General features: G+C 71.0%; 14 protein-coding genes. 5 read left to right on the top strand and 9 right to left on the bottom strand.

All coding sequences use genetic code 11. The annotated features are described in order from the left end of the window. Positions 1-45 precede the first annotated feature (45 nt). The 5 genes from ACMV5O_RS02490 to ACMV5O_RS02470 all read left to right on the top strand — a co-directional run bounded on the left by ACMV5O_RS02490 (position 46) and on the right by ACMV5O_RS02470 (position 8,522). Positions 46-1,515, top strand: a complete 1,470-nt coding sequence (locus ACMV5O_RS02490) for an AarF/UbiB family protein (protein ID WP_416161997.1) — start codon at positions 46-48, stop codon at positions 1,513-1,515. 201 nt (positions 1,516-1,716) lie between these two features. Next, complete coding sequence (locus ACMV5O_RS02485; RefSeq protein WP_416161996.1) at positions 1,717-2,592, top strand: DNA ligase; 876 nt, start codon at positions 1,717-1,719, stop codon at positions 2,590-2,592. Positions 2,593-2,701: 109 nt separating this feature from the next. Further along, a complete protein-coding gene (locus ACMV5O_RS02480; protein ID WP_416161995.1) occupies positions 2,702-3,712 on the top strand; it encodes a nucleotide-binding protein in 1,011 nt (336 codons plus the stop codon). A 528-nt stretch (positions 3,713-4,240) separates the two neighbouring features. Continuing rightward, entirely contained in the window at positions 4,241-5,539 is a 1,299-nt protein-coding gene (locus tag ACMV5O_RS02475; RefSeq protein ID WP_416161994.1) for a sigma-54-dependent transcriptional regulator, read from the top strand. A gap of 106 nt (positions 5,540-5,645) precedes the next feature. Then, the gene (locus ACMV5O_RS02470) at positions 5,646-8,522 is read left to right on the top strand and encodes an endonuclease/exonuclease/phosphatase family protein (protein ID WP_416161993.1); all 2,877 of its coding nucleotides are present in this window, start codon (positions 5,646-5,648) and stop codon (positions 8,520-8,522) included. Here the strand turns inward: ACMV5O_RS02470 and ACMV5O_RS02465 are convergent. From ACMV5O_RS02465 to ACMV5O_RS02425, 9 genes are all read right to left on the bottom strand, one after another. Then, positions 8,456-9,253: an amidohydrolase family protein gene (locus ACMV5O_RS02465; protein WP_416161992.1), complete on the bottom strand. Its 798-nt coding sequence runs from the start codon at positions 9,251-9,253 to the stop codon at positions 8,456-8,458. The two genes, ACMV5O_RS02470 and ACMV5O_RS02465, sit on opposite strands and share 67 nt — an antisense overlap. A gap of 36 nt (positions 9,254-9,289) precedes the next feature. Beyond that, the gene (locus ACMV5O_RS02460; RefSeq protein WP_416161991.1) at positions 9,290-9,940 is read right to left on the bottom strand and encodes a hypothetical protein; all 651 of its coding nucleotides are present in this window, start codon (positions 9,938-9,940) and stop codon (positions 9,290-9,292) included. Positions 9,941-9,979: 39 nt separating this feature from the next. Beyond that, a complete protein-coding gene (locus ACMV5O_RS02455) occupies positions 9,980-10,558 on the bottom strand; it encodes a peptidoglycan-binding protein (protein ID WP_416161990.1) in 579 nt (192 codons plus the stop codon). A 308-nt stretch (positions 10,559-10,866) separates the two neighbouring features. Then, entirely contained in the window at positions 10,867-11,970 is a 1,104-nt protein-coding gene (locus ACMV5O_RS02450; RefSeq protein ID WP_416161989.1) for a hypothetical protein, read from the bottom strand. Between the two features lie 12 nt (positions 11,971-11,982). After that, positions 11,983-14,070 (bottom strand): hypothetical protein, encoded by a 2,088-nt coding sequence (locus tag ACMV5O_RS02445; protein ID WP_416161988.1) that lies wholly within the window; start codon positions 14,068-14,070, stop codon positions 11,983-11,985. 10 nt (positions 14,071-14,080) lie between these two features. After that, positions 14,081-15,424 (bottom strand): hypothetical protein, encoded by a 1,344-nt coding sequence (locus ACMV5O_RS02440; protein WP_416161987.1) that lies wholly within the window; start codon positions 15,422-15,424, stop codon positions 14,081-14,083. A 6-nt stretch (positions 15,425-15,430) separates the two neighbouring features. Beyond that, entirely contained in the window at positions 15,431-16,120 is a 690-nt protein-coding gene (locus ACMV5O_RS02435; protein ID WP_416161986.1) for a hypothetical protein, read from the bottom strand. Between the two features lie 55 nt (positions 16,121-16,175). After that, positions 16,176-16,817 carry a hypothetical protein gene (locus tag ACMV5O_RS02430; protein ID WP_416161985.1) on the bottom strand — a complete coding sequence of 214 codons (642 nt, stop codon included), beginning with the start codon at positions 16,815-16,817 and terminating at the stop codon, positions 16,176-16,178. Between the two features lie 222 nt (positions 16,818-17,039). After that, a complete protein-coding gene (locus ACMV5O_RS02425; RefSeq protein WP_416161984.1) occupies positions 17,040-19,280 on the bottom strand; it encodes a DUF6351 family protein in 2,241 nt (746 codons plus the stop codon). Positions 19,281-19,304: the final 24 nt, after the last annotated feature.

Below are 19,304 nucleotides of genomic sequence, written 5' to 3'. Positions count from 1 at the left end.
CGCGGCGCGCTAAGATGGCGCGAACGCCTCCTGCCTGCGCGCCCGATGGAACCCGAACTCGCCTCCGACCTGCTTGAATCGCTCGGTCTCGAGACCCTGCTGCCCGAAGCGCTCGCCGCCTGGCGGCCGCTGCTGGTGGAGGGCCTGGCCTTCTTCCTCGACCGCCTGCCGCCCGCCCGTCTCGGCGCGATCGTCGCCGAACAGCTCGCGCTGGCCGCAACCGCCCCTGCCGCCGCCCGCCTCACCGCGCTGCTCGCGCATTGCCCCACGCTGCACAAGCTCGGCCAGGTCGTCGCCCGCCAGCCCGCCCTGGACGCCACGCTGCGCCGCCACCTGCAGGCGCTGGAATCCCTGCCGGCAAGCACCGACATCGATGCCCTGCTCGCCCATGTGCGCGCCGAACTCGGCCACGACCGCCACCTGCGCCTGGCCGACCGCGCGCTCGCCGAGGGCAGCGTCGCGGTAGTGCTGCCGTTCTCGTGGCAGCAGGACGGACGCAGCCACGAGGGCGTGCTCAAGGCGCTCAAGCCCGGGGTGGCGCAGCGGCTGGCCGAGGAGCTTGCCATCCTGCCCGCGCTCGGCGACTTCCTCGAGCGCCGCGGCGCCGCGCTGGCGCTGCCCGCCCTCTATTACCACAGCCACCTCGCCGCCGCCGGCCGCCTGTTGACGCAGGAGATCCGCCTCGAGAACGAGCAGGCCAACATGCGCGCCGCGGCCGGCGTGCTCGCCGACGATGCCGACGTCTTCGTCCCCGCGCTGCTGCCCTGGAGCACACCCACGCTCACCGCGATGGAACGCATCGACGGCCCCAAGCTGAGCGACGCCGCCCTGCCCGCGGCCGAAGCCCGCCGCCTCGGCCGCGCGCTGGTCGGCGGCCTGCTCGCCCGCCCGTTCTGGTCGCGCAACGAAACCGCACCCTTCCACGGCGACCTCCATGGCGGCAACCTGCTGCTCGCCGCCGACGCCCGCGTCGCGGTGATCGACTGGAGCCTGACCGTCCGCCTCACCAAGGCCGAGCGCGAGGCGCTGGTGGAGATCGCGCTTGCCGCGCTGGCGCTCGACACACGCCGCATCACGACCGGCCTGGCCGGTCTCGGCCTGCAGGACGCACGCGGCACGCCGATCGCCGCCACCGTGGACCGTGCGCTCGACACCCTGGTGCGTAGCGGCCGGCCGCTCGGCTTCGACTGGCTGGTGGGCCTGCTCGATGCGCTCGCGCTGCAGGGGGCAAGCGGCTTCGGCGCGCAGCTGGCGGTGTTCCGCAAGAGCTGGCTCGCGCTCGCCGGCGTACTCGCCGACCTTGGCGCCGGTGGCGACACCGACCTCGCGCTGATCGGCCTCGGCCTGCAGCGCTTCGCCACCGAATGGCCGGCGCGCCTGCTCAGCGCAGCCGACTCCCGTGCCTTCTCCACCCACGTCTCCACTGCCGACCTGCTGCGCGTCGGCGCCGACGCCTGGCCCGCCGGGCTGCGTTACTGGACGCGGCTGCTGGCGCCGGCGCACGCTGGCCCGTAGGCCGCCGAGCTGAAGCGGGCGCGCACTGGCCGGACCCGGCGACTGCACCTACAATGCTTTTGTCATTGTCTCGCAGCCGCCGCCATGATTGCCCGCAAGCACCCAGCGCCCGCGCCAGGACCCGCCGCGAGCCGACAGGAACGCCCGCCGCATCGGCCCGCCCGGCGGCCGGTGTTGCGCCCAAGCTGCGTCGTCACTGCCATGCGGACCCTGCTGATCCTGGCGCTCGCCCTGTCACCGCCACCCGGCCTCGCGCAAGCGCCTGCCCGCGCCGCGCCGCTCGCCGCGCCGCAGCGCCACTCACCGCCGCCTGCGGCGATGCTCGCCCTGCGCTACGACGAATCGATCGACCCCGCCGCCTACTGGGTCAGCGAAAAGCTCGACGGCGTGCGCGCGATCTGGGATGGCCAGCGCCTGCGCTTTCGCAGCGGGCGCGAGCTCGTCGCCCCGGCCTGGTTCGTCGCCGCGCTGCCTGCCACGGCACTGGACGGCGAGTTGTGGCTGGGCCGGCGGCGCTTCGACGAGCTATCCGGCCTGATCCGCCGCGAAGACCCGCGTGACCCCGCCTGGCGCGAGCTGCGCTACATGCTCTTCGATCAGCCCCAGGCCAGCGGCGACTTCAGCGCCCGGCTGCACGCCCTGCGAAGCACCGTCGCCACAGCAGGCGTGCCCTGGCTGCAGATGGTCGCGCAGCAGCGCGTGCCCGACCGCGCCGCCCTGCAGCGCCTGCTCGACGACACCGTCGCCGGCGGCGGCGAAGGCCTGATGCTGCACCGCGCCGACGCCCACTGGCAGCCCGGCCGCAGCGACGCCCTGCTCAAGCTCACGCCCTGGGCGGACGCCGAGGCGCGCGTGGTCGGCTACATCCCCGGCAAGGGCCGGCTGCAGGGCAAGGTCGGCGCGCTGCTGGTGGAGGCCGACGACGGCCGCCGCTTCCGTCTCGGCAGCGGCCTCAGCGATGCCACCCGCGCCAAGCCACCGGCGCTCGGCGCACTGGTCACCTACCGCTACCGCGAACTCACCCCCGCCGGTCAGCCCCGCTTTCCGCGCTTCGTGCGCGAACGCACGCTGCCCTGAGGGGGCAGGCCCGACGCACCCAGGCGTGCTCGCGATCCGCGGCCCGGCTGGCAAAGTCGTAGCCATTTGTCTAGCTTGAATCATCGGCCAGGTAGCGGTGGCAGCGACCATGAGCGAACCCCTGCAGGTATTCGTCGCCTCTTCATCCGAGCGCATCGACATCGCGGTCGAAGTCGCGAAGAAACTCGCTTCCGCCGGGAGGACAGCAGGCGACAAGGGGCCCACGATCGCAGCGCGGCCGTGGACCAACGGGACCTTCAGCTTCAGCCGCACCTACATCGAATCCCTCGAGCACGAACTCGACCACGCCGACTTTGCCGTCGTCATCTACGTCGGCGACGACGCCGCCCAGCTGCGCGAGCAACGTGTCAACCTTCCTCGCGACAACGTGGTCTTCGAACTGGGACTCTTCATCGGCCGCCTCGGCCGTGAGCGCTGCTTCTTCTTCATCGACCGCGCCTCGCCCACGCACATCGCCTCGGATCTCTCGGGGGTCAAGGAGGTCGCCTTCGACTCGACCCGCGGCGGCACATCATCGAATCACCTTGGTCTCGCGCACGCTTGCCGCATGGTCGCCAGGCAGATGCGCGAAATCGGTGCCCGCTTCAAGCCCGACCCCGACACCCGCAGGCGCCAACAGGACGCCTGGCGCTTCATAGGCGAGACCGCGGGCTACTGGTGGAGCCTGCAGCACTGGGCACGCGACGGCATCGGCTTCGTCAGGCTCACCCCCGACCGTCTCGGCCCCTCGCTCGCGGTGCAGGGCGACGTCTTCGCGCCCGCCGCACCGTCACAGCCAGCGGCCTGGTGGCGCAGCACCACCTCGGTACTCGTCGACGGTGGTGCGCAATGGAACCTCCGCTTCACTTGGGAAGGCACCGTACCCGGCAGCCAACGTTTCGAAGGCGTGAGCCGCTACCTCTTCAAGACCGACGAGCACCCACCGATGAGCGGGCACGGCGAAATCATCGAAACCGATATCGAGCGCTACAGCTCAAGGCCCAAGGAAGCCTCGCTGAAGCGCTGCAGCGAGGAGGAAACCGAAATCATGCTCGGACACGACAACCAGGCAAAGCGGGTCGCGATCGAGCGGCAGCTGTCACAGTGGATCGGCGCTTGAGGGATCACAGCGCCGGCACAGGAGACATGCTGCCGGGGCCGTGTCGGGCCGCACGACACCAGATGCCCGACCTCGATACCGGCTGCGCGGACCGTCCGGCACGAGCGGACCGCGAAATTTGCATCGACGGCGCCCGATGTGCCGCCGGTGCTGCGAGCAACGGATCGACCGCTGAGGCTTATGGCGATTCGGTAACCATGCTTGCACTTGCAGGCCGAGCGTCTATAACAGTTTTCACAGTGACCCGGAACTGAAGTTCGAGACGGCCCCGGCGTCGACGGCTTGCCCTCGACGCGCTGCCGCAGGGGCGCTCGCGACCCCTAGACGCCCGGGCCAGCCTATCCCGAGCGCGGCCCCAATGGTCGGCAGGCCGACGCCGTCCGGCAATCGGAACCCGACTGCGTGGCGTTCCGTAAGGGAGGCCGCGCACGACATCTTGCAGGATGACCCGTGCAACCCCCGTGTGACATGGCCCTGTCAGCCTCCGTCTGCTTTTGCGAATCGGTCTCGGCGGACTGCCGCGAGTCGGTGACGGCACTCGTCAGGCAGGCGGGGATCGAGATCGCAGCGCCAATACCGACCGAGGAACACTTCGCCCTGGTGGTGCTGGCCACGGCCGACGAAGCCGCGCTGGACTGCGTGCGGCGCTTCGGCAGGACGGCGACCGTGCTTGCGATCGTGCTCGCCCCGCGTGGCATCGATCCACGTGTGGCCTGGACGCTGTTGCATGCCGGAGCCGGCGACGTGCTCGTGTGGTCCGAGCTCCCGGACCGCGGCGAGCAGGTGTCGGCCCGCCTGCAGCGCTGGCAGACCGTGGCGGCGCTGGCTCGCAGCGAGCGGGTGCGCGAGGTTCTGGTCGGCCAGAGCGCGGCCTGGCGCCATCTGGTCCGCCAGGTGGTCGAGGTGGCGGCGTTCACCCAGGCCTCGGTGCTGATCATGGGTGAAAGCGGCACCGGCAAGGAACTCATCGCCCGCCTGATTCACGACCTCGACCCACGTCCCGACAAGGGCGCACTCGTGGTGGTCGATTGCACGACGATCACGCCCGAGCTCTCCGGCAGCGAGTTCTTCGGCCACGAGCGCGGTGCCTTCACCGGCGCGCAGAACGCGCGCGACGGCGCCTTCGCGCTGGCCAACCGCGGCACGCTGTTCCTCGACGAGATCGGTGAGCTGCCGCTGCCGCTGCAGGCCCAGCTGCTGCGCGTGATCCAGGAGCAGACCTACAAGCGCGTCGGCAGCAACAGCTGGCTGCAGACCGCATTCCGCCTGGTCTGCGCGACCAACCGCGACCTCGAGGCCGAGGTGGCGGAGGGGCAGTTCCGCGGCGACCTCTACTACCGGCTGGCGGGCTGGATCTGCCGCACGCCGGCGCTTTCCGAGCGCCGCGAGGACATCCTGCCGCTCGCCCTGCATTTCCTGCGGGGCAGCGGGGGCGAAGCAAGCGCGACGCAGATCGACGAGCCGGTGCGCCAGTACCTGCTCGCGCGCAGCTATCCGGGCAACGTCCGCGACCTGCGCCGGGTCGTGGCCCGCCTCGCCCATCGCCACTGTGGTCCGGGCCCGATCACGATCGGCGACATCCCCGAGGACGAGCGCCCCGCGTCCGAACCCAGCATCGATGGCTGGCTCGACGGCGGTTTCGAGCGCGCGATCCACCATGCGATCGAACTCGGTGTCGGCCTCAAGGAGATCGCGCAGACGGCAGCCGAGACCGCGATCCGCCTCGCCCTCGAGCACGAGGGCGGCAACCTGCATCGTGCCGCCGGTCTGCTCGGCGTCACCGACCGCGCGCTGCAGATGCGGCGGGCCAATCATCGCCCGCACTGAGCAGGCCGGGCTGAGGCTGTCGGACCAGACTGAACCGGCGCCGGGTTGAATGTCGCGGCTGGTGACGAGGAGGCAGACGACCGGCCGCAGAAAGGAGGGAACTCGAATGAAGACCTTCAACATCTCGTCGCCCTCCAAGACAGGGCTGATCCTGCTGATGGCCTGCGCCGCGCTGCTTGACGGCTGCGCGCAGCGGCCACCCGGGCGCCTATTCGAGATCGATGCGGCACTGGGTGAGCGTGTCGAGCGGCCCCATGCCGTTCTGCGAGCCTCGGGGCTCGCCGACCTGCGTGAGGCGGCGCTGCTTGGGGAAGACGGAAGTTCGCGTGCCTTCGCGGAGGACCACCTGATCGTCTCGTCACGGCTTGGCCGCGACGATCTGGAGCGCGCGCTGCGCCGCTGGCAGGCGCGCGTCGTCGATACGCATGCCGGCGTGGCGGGCGAGGAGTCCGCCTACCTCGTCCGCATCGATCCGTCAGCTGCGGACCTGCGGCAGTTCGACGCACGTCTCCGCCGGGAGAGCCTGGACACCGGCAGCCGCCTGAAGGTGTCGTCCCGACGCGGATTGCAGCTCCTCGCGGCCAGCTTCGAGATCGACGCGGTCGACGGCGTGCGCGCACGCCCGGTCTGGCTCGACCGACCCGCCGCATTCACCCCGGAGCAACTCGCCGCGCAGCCCGCCATTGCCGATCTCGTGCGCATGAACTGCGCCCGGGAGCTGCAGGGAGAACTCCGGCAGCTGGTGGCGCTTGGCCGGGGCGGCCCCCAGGGCGCAATGGCCGAGGCCGCGTTACGCGAACGCTACGGCTCGGCCGCGCACTGCAGCCCACAGCCACCAGAGATGGAATTGATCGCGGGCGGCGTCACCGTCCTTCCGCCGGGCCAGGACCTCGAGCCCTACCGCGTCATCCTGAGCCTTCCGGCGGGCATGAGCGGCGCCACCGGCATCGCGATCACCGCTGCGCTCGGCGAAGCGCACGAGGACGGCCCTACCATCGCCAGCCTCTTCGGCGGTAGCGTGCAACTTCGCCTGCTCCAGGATCGGATAGGCGTGGCGACACAGTTCAGCAGCGGCCTGCCGGCGTGCGCGCAGTCGGAATCGTTCACGCTGCGGGTGTCGCTGGCGAGCGGCTCCACCACCGACTTCGCCGTCCGCCTGCCGATCCGCTTCGGCCCGATCCGCTTCCCGAGCCATCGCGAGGACCGCAGCGAACCCTATCCGCTGCACTTCACGCCGGGCGTCCCAGGCGCGGCCGCGCTCTGCGTCGCCGGCGATCCGCAGGGCCTGAGCTGGTCATGGGTCGCCGACCCGGATGCGCTGCCGGCGGGCCTGGCGCTGAGCCCTTCGGCAAACACGCTGCGGCAGCATCGTGCCGAGCTCGGCGGGACGCCGGCTGCGGCGATCGCCAGTCCGGCGCGCGGGGCCGTGCGTGCCACTCAGGCGGGCCACATCCTGCAGCGTCAGGTGGAGATCGACGTCGGCGTGCGCTTCCACGACACCCTCGGCGGTGACCCGGCCTGCGGCACGCGGGTCGAGCTCGAAGCCGGTGCGGCGTTCCGCTGCGAGCTGCCACGGCCGCGGAACATCCCCAACTACACCTGGAGCGTGGCGTCCGGTGCCCTGCCAACGGGGCTCGCGCTGCAGCAGACCGGAGGACGCTGGTACGTTGCCGGCACCGTGCCGGAGAACGCGCCGGTCCGAGGCTGGCCACTCGCCTTCCGGCTCCAGCCTTCGGCGCACCTGCGACCAACCGCCTTCGTCGTCACCGCCCCGGTCCGCATCTGGACGCAGAATGCGCAGCTGCGCCCGAGCGGATGGCCGACCACCGCAAACCGTGCCTGGGACAATGAAGAACGGGCAACGCACATCCTGAACCGGATCCGCCAGTTCGACGTCGTCGCCCTGCAGGAGGTCTTCGATGACGATCAACGGGACCAACTTGCCGCCTGGGCAGCTTTGGACCGTGCCCAAGCCATTCAGGCAGGCATGTTCCAGCAGAATTCGCGACATCGATTCCACCATCTGCATTGGGGGCCGGTGACCGAGGAGCTGACAACGGATGAGGAATCAGGACTCGCGTTGTTCGTCAGGACTTCGCTCGCCCGTGGCCTTCCCGGCTTTGAAGGCAGCGAGTTCTGGACCTGTCACTCGTCGCCCACCGATCCCTATTGTGGTGTCCCGCCAGAACTCGCTCCGGTCGTTTTCGGTCAGCTCTGCGCCGGTGGCGACTGCTGGGCCAGAAAGGGCTTCACGATCACCAAGGTTCCGCTCGGCGAACACCCCGACGCATTCGTCTGGCTGATCAACACGCACATGCAAGCCTCGGAAGACGACGGCTCAGGCGAGACCCTACGCCAGCAGATCCGCCGCCAGCAGCTGGACATGATCCTGCAGCACATCGATGCCGACCGCTACCGCCGCCATCCGGTCATCCTGCTCGGCGACACCAACGTACGGGCGAGCGAGGGCGCAAGCAGCGAGTACCGGGGACACTTCGAGCAGGGCCCGCTGCAGGGCTGGCTGGACGCGGTCCAGCAGTCGCTCCTCCCCACCCTGCCGCCGAACCAGCGGGTCGGACCGGACGACGACACCGCACCCTTCACCTGGGACCAGGAGCGCAACGCCTACGCGCACTTCTGGGACGGCGAGGGCGACCATCGGCACATGCATGTCGCCTCCGGGCTGCCGGCTGCCGCCTGCCGGCAGCACGAGATCTATCGGTACCACCCGGACTGGTGCGCCGGCAGGTTCGTGCACCCGTGCAAGCGGGAGCGGCTCGATCACATCCTCGTCCGCCAGGGTTCCGCCCTCGCGCTGCGCACCGAGGAGGTGAGGATCGAGGACGCGCCGGTCCAGACCCGCATGTGCAACGAGCGCTTCCCGATCGCCTACCACGCGGCCTGGGGGATGCAGTGCTACCTGTCGGACCATTTCGGCCTGTCGGCCCGGTTCCGGCTGCTCCCCGCGGGATTTGCGCCCTGAGCCCGCACCGGCCCGATCAGGCGCAGCAGATTGCCGCCGGCGACCAGCGCATGCTCGGCGGGTGCAAGCCCGAGGGCGTGGATCTTGGCCAGTTCCACACCCGGGTGCAGCCAGGGGCCGTCGGAACCGAACAGGATCTTGCGCGCGCCCGCCCGTTGCACCGCCTCCTCCAGCAGGTCGAAGCGGCGCACCCCGGCGGTGTCGGCATGGACGTTGGGGTGGCGCACCAGATGGTCGATGAGGGCGAGCTGCGCCCGCCAGTCGTCGGCGAAGCTGCCCAGGTGCGGAATGATGAAGGCCACCCGCGGGTACTCGCGCGCGAGCAACTCGACCACCGCAGTCTCGCCGGCGATGTCGTACAGCACCGGCACACCGCAGGCCTGCGCCGCCTCGCACACCTCGCGGCTGATCGGCGCGTCGTGACGATGGACCTTGATGCCGACGAAACCGTAGCGGCGCACCGCCAGTGCCACCATCTCGCCGATGCGGCCACGATCGCGCACGCAGTGCACGAAGGCGAAGCCGTACAGCCGCCCCGGATGGCGGGCGACCAGGCGGGCAAGCGCGCGGTTCGCCACCGCGTAGTCGGAGTGGAAGGCGGGGAACACGACCGTGCGCGCGATGCCCGCCTGTTCGGCGCGGCGAAGATACTTGTCGAGCGGCGCGTCCGTGTCCCACGGGCCGGTCAGGCCGTCGCCCTTGCCGGCATGACAGTGACAGTCGACGATCATCGCCGGCCTCATCCGCAGCAGCCCGCGTCCACAGCGCTACGCCGCATATACGACGATGTTGCGGCCCCGACGCAGCCAGCGGCCCGAGCTCGCCCCGCTGGGGCCGGACCCCGCAGCAATCGGACGACGCATCGCGTCGCGCACGACCTTGCGCACCATGACCTCGGCCTCGATGCCGTCCGACGCGCTGGCCGCGCGCTGCGCCGCCGCCGCGGCGATGCGCACGAAACGGCGTGCCATCTCGAACTCGCGCTCCTCGACGTTCATGCCGGCGGTCTCGAGCTCGAGCGCCTTGCCGAGCGCGCGGCCGACCGCCGAGCCGACCGCGGTACCCACCCCCGGGATCGGGATCAGCGAACCGAGCGCGCCGCCGACGAAAGGCAGGGCCTTCTTCGCCACCGCCTTCAAGGCGCGACCCAGCGGCCGCGCAACCTTGCCGACGAAGGACCCCACCTTCTTGATACCCCGCCACACCTTCTTGAAGACCTTGCCGAGGAACTGGTCCATCTCGGCCTCGCTGGTGACCGACAGCAGCTCCATTGCGAGTTCGACCTCCTCCGCCTCGCTGAGCGGCAGTTCGAATTCGCTGTCGCCGAACGCGCCGAACTCATCGTCGAAGGTCTCGGGCTCGAAGAAGGTCTCGCGCGCTTGACGGCACGTCGGACAGTTGCAGTTGCTTGCATGCATGATGTGCTCCGATATCGTCTGTTTTCCGGCGGCAGGGCCTCAGCGCCAGGCCTCGCCCCATGGTTCGACTTCCAGTTCGCTTGACTTGACGTTTGTCAGCATGCCGCCTTTTCCGCGCCGCCCCCACCTCGCGATCGCCGCGGACTCGACCCGCTGCAGTTGCGCCGGCGTCGCACCGCGCATCGGCGTCAGCTTCACCGCGTAGCGACCCGCCGCCACGCCGAGATGCTGCAGGCACCATAGGTGCTGCTGCAGGCGTCGACGCAGATCCTGCGCTTTCCCGACATAGAGCCGCTGCCCGTTCCGATACAGGGTGTAGATCCCCGGGCCGGCCGAGCGCGGGTCGGCGATGGCGGCCGGCAGCGACAACTCGGCGGACCAGGCGCGCCTCGCCGTCCCCAACTCGCCAGCCGGCGCAGCGCCGGCTGCGCGCTCGGCAACCGCCGCGCACGCGCGTCGCAGCGCCGCTTCGGTGTCCGGTCCGGCGATACCGGTCACCGGCAGACCCTCGCGCTGTTGAAAGCGCCGCAGCACGCTGCGCGCAGCCGCGTGCATGACCCCATCCACCGCAAGGCCAGCGGCCATGACGCGGTTCAGGCAATCCTGGGTCCAGCGCACGTACTCCGAGCCCCCGGCGACGTCGTCCAGGGCACCCTCAATCCCGAATCGAGGTAGCGGCAGTCCATAGCCGGGCCAGCGGGGTCGGCCGCGGAGCGGGCGCGGACGGGATCCACGCGGGGGGCCGATGGGGCGGCCGCCATCGGGCCTGCGCGGACGAGGTGGCGGCGGAGTGGCCCGCGGCATCGAACGCGGACGCGGGCCCGGGGCGCGGCGAGCCTCCGCTTCCCACCCCCGCGCTTGCGCCGGGACGAGTTCGAAGCTGTCGACGGGCCGAAGCGAGGGCCCCGAACCGGGATAGAAGGTTTTCATGTCGCCTCCACCGGATATGACCTGCGAGGATATCCACCACGCACGGCGCGCAGCAGCGCACGGCCGGCCTGGTCGACCCCTGCGTTGCGGTGACCTGCGGTGAGCACGAAGCCGAGGCAGGTCGTGAGCCCGTCGCAAGCCCGCATCAGCAGGCTGCGGATGCCGTCCTGCAGAAGCCGCCGGTGCAGCGCCAGCGGGCCTGGAGCGTCGCCGAAGACGCAGGACAGCACTGGAAGCGGCAGCCCGCCCCGCGGCATGCCGCCGGCGGCGACCACCCATGTGCGCAGGCGCCGCACCGCTGCCATCAGCTGGGCGCGCAAGGTCTCGCCCTCGGCGACGTTGCGCGCGAGCGCAACACCCGCGGCACGCACCGCCGCCATCGAGGGCGGGCTGCAATGGGTCCGCGTCTCGCTGGTCGCCCGAAAACGCCCGACCAGGCCGGCGCTGCCCGCCAGCACCGCGAGCGGGGCGCCGAAGCCCTTCGCCAGCGAGCTGCCGGCGACGATGCGTTCGCCAGTCAACCCCCGCCAGCGAAGCGAACCGCCACCGCCACGGCCGTAGGGACGGTCCGGGCTGGGCGCCTCGCCAAGCAGGCCGAGCGCCTGGGTATCGTCAACCACCAGCCAGCCGCCGCCGCGGTCGGCGATCTCGGCGTAGCGTGCAAGCGGCGCGATCCGTCCGCAGCTCGGGCAAAGACCGTCGGTCAGCACCACGGGCCGCCGCCCGGCGCATGCCGCCGCCCCGGCGAGGCGCGCGAGGGCCTCGGCATCGTGGTGGGGAAAGCGGCGCAACGGGACCCGCCTCGCCGCCGCCGCGGCCTCCGCGCCCCAGCGCGCGATCGGATAGGCCGCGCCATCGCAGAAGATGGCCACGCGCTCGGCGGCGAGCATCAGAAAGAGGTCGCGGAACAGATGCAGGGTCGACGGCAGCAGGACGCCCGACTCGCAGCCCTGCAGCCGCGCGAGCGCCGCAGCAGCCTCCTGCGCCGCGGCGGTCTCGCCCAGCGCGGCCGGACGCCCCTCGGTCAGCGCGTCCCAAGGCGCAAGTTCGGCACTTGGGTGGCGCAGGCCGAGGTAGAGCGCGGAGCTGAAGTCGAGCATGACCGATGCTCCTCAGGCGCTGCGCGGCTGCGCCGCGAGCCTCCGCTGCAGCAAGGTCGCCGGCAACGTGAAGTCGACCGCGCCGCCGACGTTCGCCGCGGTCAGGTCGACGCCGGTGACCGCGCGGTAGGCGTGTGTGTACCCCTGGATCTCCGGCCGCCAGAAACGCGCCCAGTTCGCGGCCTGGGCCGGATCGTTCGCATCGCTCCAGGCCCCATAGCGGATCGACAGCAGGACCTGCTCGCCGAACATCGCCAGGTTGCGGAACTGCAGTACGCTGGTGTCGGTCCAGCCCTGCAGCTTCTTCATCGCATCGACCCGGTCCATCCACGGCTCCGGATAGGCCACCATGATGCGGGTCGGCAGGAACTCGCGGAATTCGGGCCGCGCCAGCATCCATTGCTGCATCAGCATCTCGATGCGCGCCGTCGAGGGCAGGTCGCCGAACTGGTTGTGCGCGCCCTGCGACAGGATCAGATGCACGTCCTTGAGCCCGTTGAGCAAGGGGAAGCCGTCGGCGACGATCGTGGTGTCGTCGTCCTGCTTGAAGAAGCCGGCGCACAGGTTGAGCAGGTTGTGGAAGGCCTCGAGGAACTTCGAGCGCGTGTCGGCCGCGCGCAGCTCGCGCACCGCCTTGCCTTCCAGGCGCAGGCCGTAGTGGTGGTCATACTCGTAGTTGCGCCGCACCACGGTCAGGCGGTGCTGTTCGTCCTGCACCATGCCCCAGAACAGGTTGTTCAGCGGCCGCAGCGGGTCGATCTCGAGGTTGGCGAGCGGATCGGGTTCGCGCGGGCCGCGCACGTTCTGGAAGCGGCGCGTGATCGCATTCATGGTCTGCACCAGCATCCCTTCCTCGTGCCAGTAGGACCAGATGAGCTCGAGCAGGCAGGGCGCGAGCAGCTTCTCGCGCAGGATGCCGAAGCACTCCTCGGGCAGATCGGCGCCGCCGAACATCGCCTCCTTGATGCGAACGTCGGCGAGCTTGGCGCGGATCAGGCCCAGATAGGGCAGGGTCGGGTCGCTGGTGCCGTTGACGGCGACCAGATAGCGGTCCCACAGGGCATCGAGATCGACGTTGCGACCGACCCGGCGGGTGACGTAGTCCAGATCGGCCTGGTCGAAGGGGAAGTCGTCGAGCGCCACGCCGCAATTGACCGCGACGAAAGCCTCGGTCGCCGTCTTCAGGATGCGGTATGCCTCGGTATCGGTGAATGGCAGGAAACGCTTCTTGAGCAGGCTGTCGAAGGCCTCCTTCTTCTTCGGGAAACGCTGTGTCTCGAAGTCGGACGGCGCGTCAGGCAGGGGTTCGCCGCACAGCACGTGGTTCATGAAGCGGGCGTAGTTGTTGAATGACAGCGCTTCGGTGCTCTTGCGGATGACGACCCACAGCGGCAGGTCCTCGGTCGGCTCGGTGGCCGCACGTCGCATCGTCACCGACATGTCGCCGGCGACGCTCTGCACGTTCGGCAGCACGATCAGATCGCCGCGCACATGCAGCTCCGGACTGCCCCTCAGGGTCGCGTCCCACGACGCAACGCCGCGCCGACTGGCATGGAAGATGTATTCGCGGGTGACCCGCTCCGCGTCCTCCTGGCTGCGGTAATCGGGCAGGATGTTGCCGCCCGCCGAAGTCAGCGAGGTCACGAAGTCCGTTCCCGCCTGCCGCTGCCAGCTCAGGCTGACGAAGACCGACTGGCCTTCGCGCACCTCGTTGCAGGGGGTCCGCGTGCAGTTGCTGCCGGCGACGAAGGTCTCCACCGTGAAGCCGAAGGGCAGCCCGAGCTCGACCCGTTCGCGGCAGTCGGACCGCAGCCTCAGGTCCTGGCAATCGCTCAGGCCATGGGCCTCGGCACGGATCTCGTAGGCGCCGGCCGGCAACTCGAAAGCGACAGCGCCGTTGCCGTTCGTGACCCCTTCCGCGACCACGAGGCCGGGCAGCCGCGATGGCGCTTCGGGCTTGCCGCCCGCCTCCGCCTTGCCGCCGCCCTCAGGCTTGCGACTCACTCGCACCGCCGCGCCGATGATCGCGGCCTGCGCACCGGCGGCGTCGCGCACATGGACGTCGACCGTTCCCTTCTGCTGTTTCTGTTCGGTTGTCATGTCATCCTCCTCATTGGAAGCTCACGCGCTGCGCCAGCTGCCGCGCCAGTGCGTGCGTCGCCCCGGTCGCGGCGGAAGCCGTGGCACAGGCCGACGAGGTATCGAGCGCGCTGCGCAAGGCCCAATGCGTGAGCAGCCTGGCGACCAGGACGGCCTCGTCCTCGGGCCGCAGCACACCGTCCGCGCGCGCCTGGCCAAGCACCGCGAACACCAGCGTGGGCGGCGCCCGGTACATGTCGGCGGGCTGGCGCGACCAGGCCCGGAACAGGGCTGAGAGACGCGCCGGCTGGCGCTGCGCGACATCGAGCACCTCGACCAGGGAGCGCCCACGCAGCCGCTCCGGGCGATGATTCAGCAGCAAGGTGACGAAGCCCGGCATGCCTTCCTGCAGTTGGGCGAGCAGGCGCCGGCGTGCGGGCTCGAGCGCGTCGACCGGGTAGTAGGCCTCCCACAGCGCAGCCAGCCGCGCCCACTGCGGGTGCGGGTAGAGCGCGTCGCCGAGCGCACAGCTCAGCTTCACGCGGATCCAGGGCACCGGGTGCGGATTGTCCAGGTCGAGGCGGAAGACGAAGGCGCGCGGCAGGCTCACGACACCGATGAGGCCCATCGTCGCCGCGATGCCAACCCTCGCCACCGACCACAGGTCGGCCACGATCTCCGAGATCCAGCGTTCCCACAGCCGCCACACCTGCTCATGGCCGCCCCCGCGCTGCATGCCCTGCAGCACAGGGCGCAGCGAGTCGACCAGCTCGATCAGCGCCGCGGCCTGATGGCCCACTTCGTGGAACAGCGAGGAGGCGATGCCGCTGCCCACCATGCGCTCACGCGGCACGCGGATGATCGCCACCGGATTCGCGCCGCCGCCAGGCAGCCGCGTCCGCGCCCTGCGGATGGCGGCGCCAACGCCACGGTCGAGGTAACAGACCACCGGCGGCAGCTCGTAGTAGCCCCCCGGCAGGCGCAGCGCATCCGCCGCGGCCACGTCCAGGCCAGCCAGCCACACCCCGGCCTCGTGCTCGCTGCGCTGCATGATCGCGTCGTTGAACAGGTCGAACTGGGTGACCGCCGCATTGAAGCGGAGCTTGAGCAGGGCGAAGCGCCGCTGCGCCTGCTCGATCGTCGTCCGTCCTGCCTCCGGCCCGGCCAGCCAGGCAAGGAAGGCGCGGATCGAGCGACGCAGCTGATGGCGACCCTGCACGAGCTGGCGCTCGATCGCGGCCTGCGCGGCAGGCAGCAGGGCAGCGGCCGGCACCATGGGCTCGACCAGGGCGAAGGGCTTCACGCGCGCCACCCGGGTCAGCAGCGCCCGCGCTTCCTGCCCCAGCATCCACGATGCGTACGGGCTGATGGGCATCGCCGCCTAGGCTCCGAACAGCACGATCTTGTTGCCGCGGCGCACCCAGGTGCCCTTCTGGCCGCGGACCCCGGCAAGCAGCGCCGCGCGCGGGCTAGCACCGCCGACGAGGCCCGGCGCCAGTCGTCGCGCCGCCGCCACCGCCGCCGCCTGCGCGACGGCGCGCGGATCGGCGCCCCCCGGGGCGACAGCGGCGCGGCGGACGGTGTCGGCCGCGACTCGGACGAACTGGCGCGCACCTTCGAACTCGAGGTCCTCCTGGTCCAGCGCTTCGGCCTCCAGGCCGAGTGCGCTGCCGGCTGCGGAAGCGAGTCCGCTGCCGATCTTCGCGCCCAGCGGCCCACCGATGTAGCCACCGATGGCGCCGCCGGCGAGCGGCAACGCCTTCTTCGCCACGCCCTTGAGGACGCCGCCGACGGCCTTCCCGACCGGCGACCGGATGACCTTGCCCGCCACCCGCCCGACCCGCTTGATGAAGCTGCCGAGGAACTGATCCAGTTCTGCCTCGTTGGTCACCGCCAGCAACTCGCCGGCGAGCTGGATCTCGTCGGCCTCGCTCAGGACGCTCTCACCAATGGTCTCGCCGGACCATTCGGCTTCGTCGTACTCGCCCAGACCGTCGGTCTCGAACTCCTCCGACTCGAAGCCGGGCTGCTCGTACGAATATTCCATCTGCGTGCGATCGATGTCGTGCATGATCTGTCTCCTGGATGTGGTGGCACGAACGGCGCCGACGGCATGAACCCCCGGTTCAGCAATCGACGATGATGAGTCTGGCGCCGCGACGCACCCAGCGTCCGGCACGTGGTGATGGCGCACCGCGGACGGGCCGCGGCGCCCCCGATCCGACAAGCGCCGGCAGCAGCCCGGGCGCATGATGGCTGGCGGCTTGAAGCACCCCGCTGCGCAGGGCCCGCAATGCGGAGCGCGTGCGCCGGCTGGCGCCGGCGACGTGGCGCACCGCGTCACGGGCAAAGCGGACGAAGCTGCGGGCGAGCTCGAACTCCTGATCCTCCGGGCTGAGGCCTTCGAGCTCCAGACCGAAGTAATGAGCGCTTTCCGTAACAGGCGGCGAGCCCTCGCCGACGGCGCGGCCGTGCGCAAGGCGCGCCATCGCGGGCAACGCCCGTTTCGCCGCGGCGCGCAGCGTGCCGGCCAGCGCGCCACTCAGCGGCGGGCTCAGGCAGGTCGCGCCAGCCGCGCCTGCGGTGGCGAGCAGCCGGTGCAGGAAGCCATCGAACTCGGCCTCGCTGCGCAGGTCGAGCAGTTCGGCGGCGAGTTCCAGGTCGCCGAGGTCGGCGACCGCCTCGTCGGCCGACGCCGCTCCGCGCGCCGCGCCGGCCATCTCGAGGAGCTCGGTCTCGGGGCTGTAGTCCACCAGTGCTCGATTCATGGCATCCACCCTGCACATCGCGAATCGGTCGATCCGCCTGCCAGGTTCCCAGCAGGGTCCGTGCCAGCCCGAACATCGCGTGGATTCGCGGTGCGCAGCGCTGCCGGCGCGAAGCGTGCTTCGCATGGCGAGCCGGACTCGGTTACGAGACGAAATGAACTTCGCCCTGACCGTCGGGCAAAGCCAGCGGGGTGCGTCTGGAGGTGCTGCGGGCGCCGCGACTCAGCGAGGCGCCGACCGCCAGTGCGCCGGCACCGCATCGAGCGGCCGGCCGGCATCGCCCAGGCGGTAGTCGCACACGCCGTCGGGGAAGATCGCGCGCAGGCGATCGGCATGGGCGCGCATGTCCACCGCGCCGTACTCGCCGGCGGCGATGGCGGCGTCGACCGACTGCAGGCGGCACTTGAAGAGGTCGCCGGCGAGCGGGCCGCCGGCTGCCGTGCGCGAGGTGCCGAAGACGCGGAAGGCGGCGCTGCAGGGGCCGGTGGGGCGCGCGTTGCCGACACCGTCCCACACCCCGTCGCCGCGCGCGATGAGCTCGCCGGCGGCATCGAAGCAGCTGTCCGCCGCCGCCGCCGCCGGGCGGTTGCCTACGACGCCGCGCGCCGGCGCCGCGCGCATCGCCTGCAGCCAGTCGTCGATGACCGCGAGCGCGCGCGGGGTCGGGTCGTAGTCGGGGTGCGCGACCCAGATCGCCTGGCGGCCGCTGTCGCCGAGCGCGGTGACGATGCGCGCGCGCGCGGCGAAGGAGGCGCTGATGTGATGCATGTCGAGCTCGGCCTCGCGGTCGTGGCGCAGGTCGATCACCGGAATGTCGAGGTAGCCGAGGAAGACCTGTCCGCTGCGATAGGCCGCCTCCATGGCCGCGACGTCGCCCGTGCTGCGCGGCGCCGGCCCATCGCCGGCCGCGCGCGTCATGTTGTGCGCGCTCCACAATGACAGCCACAGCGGCTGACGCAGGCCGGGCAGGCGGTACAGGCGCTCGGGCTTCATCTGCGCCGCCGGCAGCCAGCCGCCGATGCGGGCGTTGAGCTCGAGGAAGGCCTCGGGCTCGAGCTCGCCGCGGCGCAGCGCCTGCAGGCCGTACTGCACGCCGACGTTGTCCCAGGTGCGGCGGCCGTGGCCCTCGCCATCGAGGCCGTAGATCGGCGCCAGGTCGTCCCAGTAGGTCCAGTTCACCTGCGCCCGCAGGGCCTCGGCGTAGTGATCGGCGCGCGGTGTGAACCGCGGGTTGAGCACCAGCGGCGTCAGCCGCCGCCAGCCCTGCACGCATTCGCTCGCGCCCGCCGGCCAGCGCGGCAGGCGCCCCTGCAGCAGCAGGTTGGGCGGATAGAGCACGGCATAGCGGTTATCGACGCCGTTCACCGCATTGAGTCCGCCGACCTGTCGCCGCGCCTCGTGGTCGCGCCAGCGTGCGGTGTCGGCGGCGGCGACGTCGAAGTAGTACTCGAGCAGCTCGCAGTCGAGCGCATGGGTGGTCTGGGTGACCATGTCCGGGTAGGCGTACTGCGGAATCGCCGCGTCGAGCAGGCCGGGCAGGTTCTGCGCGAACAGGTACTGCTGCAGCCCGCCGCCCGAGCCGCCGAGGCCGACGGTGTACAGCGGCGCGCCGTAACGGGCGACGAACTGGCGCTTGACGCGCAGCGCGGTGTGGCCGGCCAGCACCATGTTGTAGTGCACCGAGCTGTGGTTGCCGGTGGAGGTGACGAGGGCATAGCCGCGCGCCAGCGCCTCGGCGTTGCGCACCAGGATGCGCTCGAGCGCCAGCCGGCCCTGCCGGCGGCCGATGCCGACGCCGCCGCCGAACAGATAGATGAGGCGCCGGTTCCAGTAGCGACCGTCGGGCGCCTCTGCCGCCTCGGCCGGATCGGCAAGGACGACGATGGCGTAGAGGAAGCGGTTCAGGCTGCCGCGCTCGACGCGCAGCACGAAGGGGATGTCGCGGCCCTCGTGGCGCAGCATGTCCACATCGGTTGCCGCCGCGCTCCAGGGGACGAAGGCCTCGCTGCCGACCGGCTTGTAGTAGTGATCGATGCGGCTGCGGATCAGGCAGTCGCGGCTGTAGCCGAGGATCTCGCCGCCGGGCAGGCCGTCGGCACCGACGCGCCGCACCGGCACGCCGTGGCCGTCGTGGTTGTCGATCTCGGGCTGGCCGAGGCCGGAGCGCTCGGTCTCGCACAGGAAGGGATACTGCAGCGGACCGAGGGCCGGCGCGCCCGCCGGGCCGATGCCGCCGATCGGGATCGGGTAGCGGGTGTCGTCCTCGGCATAGGGGAAGGGATGGGGATAGCGATAGGACGCGGCAGCGGCGCTGTCGGCCCCGCCGGCTGCAAGGGCATCCGGCATGCCCACCACCTGCGGCTCGAGCGCATCGGGCCGGCCGCCGACCACCGCCCACGCCAGTGCCGCCAGCAGCGCGGCAGCCGGCAGCGACAGCAGAAGGCGAGACCCGTGTGTTTTCATCGCAGTGCGCGCCGGCACCCGGGG

It is taken from the genome of Thauera sp. WH-1, assembly GCF_047806685.1.
Lineage (GTDB): Bacteria > Pseudomonadota > Gammaproteobacteria > Burkholderiales > Rhodocyclaceae > Thauera.
Note: the sequence above shows the minus strand (reverse complement) of the source record. Positions and strands in the feature narration are given on the sequence as shown.

What these genes read in the sequence shown, in the direction of transcription:
- ACMV5O_RS02490 (WP_416161997.1), top strand. Translation starts at nt 46, where the DNA reads ATGGAACCCGAACTCGCCTCCGACCTGCTTGAATCGCTCGGTCTCGAG.
- ACMV5O_RS02485 (WP_416161996.1), top strand. Translation starts at nt 1,717, where the DNA reads ATGCGGACCCTGCTGATCCTGGCGCTCGCCCTGTCACCGCCACCCGGC.
- ACMV5O_RS02480 (WP_416161995.1), top strand. Translation starts at nt 2,702, where the DNA reads ATGAGCGAACCCCTGCAGGTATTCGTCGCCTCTTCATCCGAGCGCATC.
- ACMV5O_RS02470 (WP_416161993.1), top strand. Translation starts at nt 5,646, where the DNA reads ATGAAGACCTTCAACATCTCGTCGCCCTCCAAGACAGGGCTGATCCTG.
- ACMV5O_RS02465 (WP_416161992.1), bottom strand. Translation starts at nt 9,253, where the DNA reads ATGATCGTCGACTGTCACTGTCATGCCGGCAAGGGCGACGGCCTGACC.
- ACMV5O_RS02460 (WP_416161991.1), bottom strand. Translation starts at nt 9,940, where the DNA reads ATGCATGCAAGCAACTGCAACTGTCCGACGTGCCGTCAAGCGCGCGAG.
- ACMV5O_RS02450 (WP_416161989.1), bottom strand. Translation starts at nt 11,970, where the DNA reads ATGCTCGACTTCAGCTCCGCGCTCTACCTCGGCCTGCGCCACCCAAGT.
- ACMV5O_RS02445 (WP_416161988.1), bottom strand. Translation starts at nt 14,070, where the DNA reads ATGACAACCGAACAGAAACAGCAGAAGGGAACGGTCGACGTCCATGTG.
- ACMV5O_RS02440 (WP_416161987.1), bottom strand. Translation starts at nt 15,424, where the DNA reads ATGCCCATCAGCCCGTACGCATCGTGGATGCTGGGGCAGGAAGCGCGG.
- ACMV5O_RS02435 (WP_416161986.1), bottom strand. Translation starts at nt 16,120, where the DNA reads ATGCACGACATCGATCGCACGCAGATGGAATATTCGTACGAGCAGCCC.
- ACMV5O_RS02430 (WP_416161985.1), bottom strand. Translation starts at nt 16,817, where the DNA reads ATGAATCGAGCACTGGTGGACTACAGCCCCGAGACCGAGCTCCTCGAG.
- ACMV5O_RS02425 (WP_416161984.1), bottom strand. Translation starts at nt 19,280, where the DNA reads ATGAAAACACACGGGTCTCGCCTTCTGCTGTCGCTGCCGGCTGCCGCG.